Origin of the sequence: Citrobacter sp. Cpo040 (genome assembly GCF_030332915.1) — a bacterium.
GTDB classification, from domain to species: Bacteria; Pseudomonadota; Gammaproteobacteria; order Enterobacterales; family Enterobacteriaceae; genus Citrobacter; species Citrobacter portucalensis.
This window is the reverse complement of record NZ_JAOWGX010000031.1, coordinates 1-5,175: the sequence shown is the minus strand read 5'-3', so window position 1 is coordinate 5,175 and position 5,175 is coordinate 1. Positions and strand designations below refer to the sequence as shown.

4 protein-coding genes, 4 tRNA genes and 1 pseudogene are annotated in these 5,175 nt (G+C 49.4%); 7 read left to right on the top strand and 2 right to left on the bottom strand.

The window, feature by feature from the left end:
* The first annotated feature begins 161 nt into the window (after positions 1 to 161).
* Both murB and birA read left to right on the top strand, forming a co-directional pair.
* A complete protein-coding gene (gene murB, locus OGX86_RS02295; protein ID WP_048215164.1) occupies positions 162 to 1,190 on the top strand; it encodes a UDP-N-acetylmuramate dehydrogenase in 1,029 nt (342 codons plus the stop codon).
* Positions 1,187 to 2,149: a bifunctional biotin--[acetyl-CoA-carboxylase] ligase/biotin operon repressor BirA gene (birA, locus tag OGX86_RS02290; protein ID WP_003826969.1), complete on the top strand. Its 963-nt coding sequence runs from the start codon at positions 1,187 to 1,189 to the stop codon at positions 2,147 to 2,149. Before murB ends, birA begins: the two co-directional genes overlap by 4 nt.
* 32 nt (positions 2,150 to 2,181) lie before the next feature.
* Here birA and coaA read toward each other — a convergent pair whose 3' ends face one another.
* Complete coding sequence (coaA, locus tag OGX86_RS02285) at positions 2,182 to 3,132, bottom strand: type I pantothenate kinase (protein WP_003031107.1); 951 nt, start codon at positions 3,130 to 3,132, stop codon at positions 2,182 to 2,184.
* Between the two features lie 289 nt (positions 3,133 to 3,421).
* Positions 3,422 to 3,502, bottom strand: a pseudogene (locus tag OGX86_RS02280) (hypothetical protein); the annotation flags it as partial.
* A gap of 19 nt (positions 3,503 to 3,521) precedes the next feature.
* On the opposite strand from OGX86_RS02280, the gene OGX86_RS02275 reads away from it, so the two are divergent.
* From OGX86_RS02275 to tuf, 5 genes are all read left to right on the top strand, one after another.
* Positions 3,522 to 3,597, top strand: a tRNA-Thr gene (locus OGX86_RS02275).
* An 8-nt stretch (positions 3,598 to 3,605) separates the two neighbouring features.
* A tRNA-Tyr gene (locus OGX86_RS02270) sits at positions 3,606 to 3,690 on the top strand.
* Positions 3,691 to 3,804: 114 nt separating this feature from the next.
* Positions 3,805 to 3,879: transfer RNA gene (locus OGX86_RS02265), tRNA-Gly, on the top strand.
* Positions 3,880 to 3,884: 5 nt separating this feature from the next.
* Positions 3,885 to 3,960, top strand: a tRNA-Thr gene (locus OGX86_RS02260).
* 118 nt (positions 3,961 to 4,078) lie between these two features.
* Positions 4,079 to 5,175, top strand: a 1,097-nt coding sequence (gene tuf, locus OGX86_RS02255) for an elongation factor Tu (RefSeq protein ID WP_118262821.1), incomplete at its 3' end; no start/stop codon positions are given.

Here is a 5,175-nt window from a genome sequence, read left to right as displayed (position 1 = left end):
GCCGGGCTGAACGTATTTTGTAGGCCTGATAAGCGCAGCGCATCAGGCACATCACAACACCGCACCATCGGGTGCAAAGCAATATCCTGAGCCTCCATAACACAAGCCATCCTGCGGTATATGCGGTAAACTAGGCGCGATTTTGCATCAGGAAAGCGTCTATGAATCACTCCCTTAAAGCCTGGAACACCTTCGGTATCGATCAGCAAACAAATGAACTTGTCTGCGCCGAAAATGAACAACAATTACTGAATGCCTGGCAATCAGCCAATGCATCGCATCATCCAGTACTGATCCTGGGCGAAGGGAGCAACGTCCTGTTTCTTGATGCCTTCCAGGGTACGGTGATCGTCAATCGTATTAAGGGTATTGAGATTACAGAACAACCTGATGCGTGGCATTTGCACGTAGGTGCGGGTGAAAACTGGCATCATCTGGTCCAGCATACGTTGCAGCTTGGTATGCCTGGGCTGGAAAATCTGGCGCTTATCCCAGGCTGCGTGGGTTCATCGCCAATCCAGAATATTGGTGCCTATGGCGTAGAGCTACAGCGCGTCTGCGAATACGTAGACTGCGTTGAGCTGTCGACTGGCAAACATCTGCGCGTTGGTGCAGCAGAATGTCGCTTTGGTTATCGTGACAGCATCTTCAAACATGAATACCAGGATCGCTTCGCAATTATTGCTGTTGGTTTACGCTTGTCTAAACAGTGGCATCCGGTACTGACCTATGGCGATCTGACGCGCCTGGATCCTACAACGGTGACGCCTCAGCAGGTTTTTGATTCTGTCTGCCATATGCGCACGACAAAACTGCCCGATCCGAAAGTAAACGGTAATGCAGGAAGCTTCTTTAAAAACCCGGTTGTCACCGCAGAGATTGCGCAGGAGCTCCTGGCAAAATTCCCAACAGCACCTCATTACCCGCAGGCTGATGGTTCTGTGAAACTGGCAGCCGGCTGGCTTATCGATCAGTGTCAGCTAAAAGGCATGCGCATTGGTGGCGCAGCGGTACATCAACAGCAGGCTCTGGTGCTGATCAATGCAGATAATGCGACGAGTCAGGATGTGGTGCAACTTGCACATCATGTACGTCAAAAAGTCGGTGAGAAATTTAATGTCTGGCTCGAACCAGAGGTCCGATTTATTGGCCCGCAGGGTGAAATGAATGCTGTGGAGATCATTGCATGAAGGATAATACCGTCCCTCTGACGCTTATTTCATTACTCGCTGATGGCGAATTTCATTCTGGTGAGCAGCTCGGTGAAAAGTTGGGAATGAGCCGTGCCGCAATCAATAAGCATGTCCAGACGTTACGCGACTGGGGGGTTGATGTCTTTACTGTTCCAGGTAAAGGATACAGCTTACCGGAACCTATCCAACTATTAGATGCCTCACTTATTCATTCTCAACTGGATGGTGGAAATATCACAGTCCTGCCGGTTATCGACTCAACCAATCAGTACCTGATGGACCGAATAGGTCAACTGGAGTCAGGGGATGCCTGTGTCGCTGAATATCAGCAAGCCGGGCGCGGCCGCCGTGGTCGCAAATGGTTTTCACCGTTTGGTGCCAACCTGTACCTTTCAATGTTCTGGCGGCTGGAACAAGGACCGGCTGCCGCGATTGGCCTGAGTCTGGTTATTGGTATCGTCATGGCTGAGGTTTTACGCGATCTGGGCGCAGAGAAGGTACGTGTAAAATGGCCCAACGACCTCTATTTGCTCGACCGTAAGCTGGCAGGGATCCTGGTTGAACTGACCGGTAAGACAGGGGATGCCGCGCAGATTGTTATCGGTGCGGGTATTAATATGTCCATGCGCCGGGTTGAAGAAAATGTGGTTAATCAAGGCTGGATTAACTTGCAGGAAGCGGGCATTAACATTGATCGCAATACCCTTGCTGCCCGACTGATACGTGAGTTGCGTGCTGCGTTAGTGCTCTTTGAGCACGAAGGTTTAGCGCCGTATCTGTCTCGCTGGAAGAGACTGGATAACTTTATCGACCGCCCGGTCAAACTTATTATTGGCGATAAAGAAATATTTGGCATCTCTCGCGGAATAGACGCGCAAGGTGCATTATTGCTTGAACAAAATGGCGAGATCAAACCCTGGATGGGTGGAGAAATATCGCTAAGAAGCGCTGAGTAATAAGAAGGGGAGCTGTTGCTCCCCTTTTTTATTTATTTTCTCAACCTGACTTGCTCAACGGCATGATTGGCACTTTTCGTCATGATTAAGCTTGCTCGCTCACGCGTTGGTAATATATTTTGTTTTAAATTCAGCCAGTTAATCTCTTTCCATAACGATGTGGCGGTGTTGATAGCCTCATCTTCTGATAATTTTGCATAGTTATGGAAATAAGAGTCCGGGTTGGTAAACGCCCCTTCACGGAATTTCAGGAAACGGTTGATATACCACGTCTGGAGTAATTCTTCTGGCGCATCAACATAAATAGAAAAGTCGACAAAGTCAGAAACAAATACATGATGCGGATCGTGAGGATAGTCCATCCCGCTTTGTAATACATTTAGCCCTTCGAGTATTAATATGTCGGGCTGGGCAACGGTTTTGTCGCCATCAGGGATCACATCATAGATGAGATGGGAATAGACCGGCGCCGTGACGTTAGGTACGCCTGATTTCAGATCGGAAACGAATTTAACCAAGCGATGCATATCATAGGACTGGGGGAAGCCTTTCTTCTTCATCAGTCCACGATCTTTCAATACCTGGTTAGGGTGGAGAAAGCCATCGGTAGTAATCAACTCAACCTTGCGATGCTCGGGCCAGCGACTGAGCAAAGCCTGCAAAACACGCGCAGTCGTACTTTTACCGACGGCGACGCTGCCAGCAATGCTAATAATATAAGGAATACGCTCGCCATTCGTGCCTAAAAATTGCTCCAGCACGGCCTGACGTCGCAGGTTCGAACTGATGTAAAAGTTTAGCAAACGCGAGAGAGGCAAATAAATCTCGGCAACTTCTTCCAGCGATAAGTCTTCGTTAATGCCTTTAAGACGAGCAATCTCTTCCTCGGTCAGGGTCATCGGCACGGAATCACGAAGCGCAGCCCACTGGTTGCGATCAAACTGTAGGTAAGGCGACGTTAACGCTTGCTCTTTTATACTCATACGCATGGTCTGGCTGTCATTGCTATATCAGGTCTGCGGTAAAAAACGAAATCATCCCGGTACGCAATGGCACGCACATTTCAGTTAATTTGGACAATGGGCAGGAGGGTAACACCAGATGGGGGGGAATAATAAGAAAAAATCATCCTCTGAAATGCAATGTGACGGGTATTCCAGATGTATAAAGATGTGCTTTCTCTCTATCAAAGCGTACCTGCCGGAGCAAAATTCCTCCCAGAGGAGGCACGTGACGTTGGAAATTTGTCCAATCCAAAGAGGAAATAGATTATTTATCGGTCGTATAGTGCAAAATGTGAGCGATAGAACATTTTATGCAATTTTTTAGTTGCATGAGTGCGCGTGTCTCCATAAAATGCGCGCTACTTGATGCCGACTTAGCTCAGTAGGTAGAGCAACTGACTTGTAATCAGTAGGTCACCAGTTCGATTCCGGTAGTCGGCACCATCAAGTCCGGTGGGGTTCCCGAGCGGCCAAAGGGAGCAGACTGTAAATCTGCCGTCACAGACTTCGAAGGTTCGAATCCTTCCCCCACCACCACTTTCTGGCAGCGTTATCGCCGCCTGAGTTGATTAAAAAATTAATCAGCTCGAACAGAAAAGAGAGAAATCTCTTTTTTGTTGCAGAAAGAACTGGGTAGCCGAGTTTCAGGATGCGGGCATCGTATAATGGCTATTACCTCAGCCTTCCAAGCTGATGATGCGGGTTCGATTCCCGCTGCCCGCTCCAGACGTGCTGATATGGCTCAGTTGGTAGAGCGCACCCTTGGTAAGGGTGAGGTCCCCAGTTCGACTCTGGGTATCAGCACCACTTCACTTCTCCTTCCCGTTTCTCTCTGTTTACTTTTAAAAGCATTCAACAGCTCAGGTATATTGCCTGGTTGATGTGGTGATATCACCGATTTATCCGTGTCTTAGAGGGACAATCGATGTCTAAAGAAAAATTTGAACGTACTAAACCGCACGTTAACGTCGGTACTATCGGCCACGTTGACCATGGTAAAACAACGCTGACCGCTGCAATCACTACCGTTCTGGCTAAAACCTACGGCGGTGCTGCTCGCGCATTCGACCAGATCGATAACGCGCCGGAAGAAAAAGCTCGTGGTATCACCATCAACACTTCTCACGTTGAATATGACACCCCGACTCGCCACTACGCACACGTAGACTGCCCGGGCCACGCCGACTATGTTAAAAACATGATCACCGGTGCTGCGCAGATGGACGGCGCGATCCTGGTTGTTGCTGCGACTGACGGCCCGATGCCGCAGACTCGTGAGCACATCCTGCTGGGTCGTCAGGTAGGCGTTCCGTACATCATCGTGTTCCTGAACAAATGCGACATGGTTGATGACGAAGAGCTGCTGGAACTGGTAGAAATGGAAGTTCGTGAACTTCTGTCTCAGTACGATTTCCCGGGCGACGACACTCCGATCGTTCGTGGTTCTGCTCTGAAAGCGCTGGAAGGCGAAGCAGAGTGGGAAGCGAAAATCATCGAACTGGCTGGCTTCCTGGATTCTTACATCCCAGAACCAGAGCGTGCGATTGACAAGCCGTTCCTGCTGCCTATCGAAGACGTATTCTCCATCTCCGGTCGTGGTACCGTTGTTACCGGTCGTGTAGAGCGCGGTATCATCAAAGTTGGTGAAGAAGTTGAAATCGTTGGTATCAAAGAGACTGCTAAGTCTACCTGTACTGGCGTTGAAATGTTCCGCAAACTGCTGGACGAAGGCCGTGCTGGTGAGAACGTTGGTGTTCTGCTGCGTGGTATCAAACGTGAAGAAATCGAACGTGGTCAGGTACTGGCTAAGCCGGGCTCTATCAAGCCGCACACCAAGTTCGAATCTGAAGTGTACATTCTGTCCAAAGACGAAGGCGGCCGTCATACTCCGTTCTTCAAAGGCTACCGTCCGCAGTTCTACTTCCGTACTACTGACGTGACTGGTACCATCGAACTGCCAGAAGGCGTAGAGATGGTAATGCCGGGCGACAACATCAAAATGGTTGTTACCCTGATCCACCC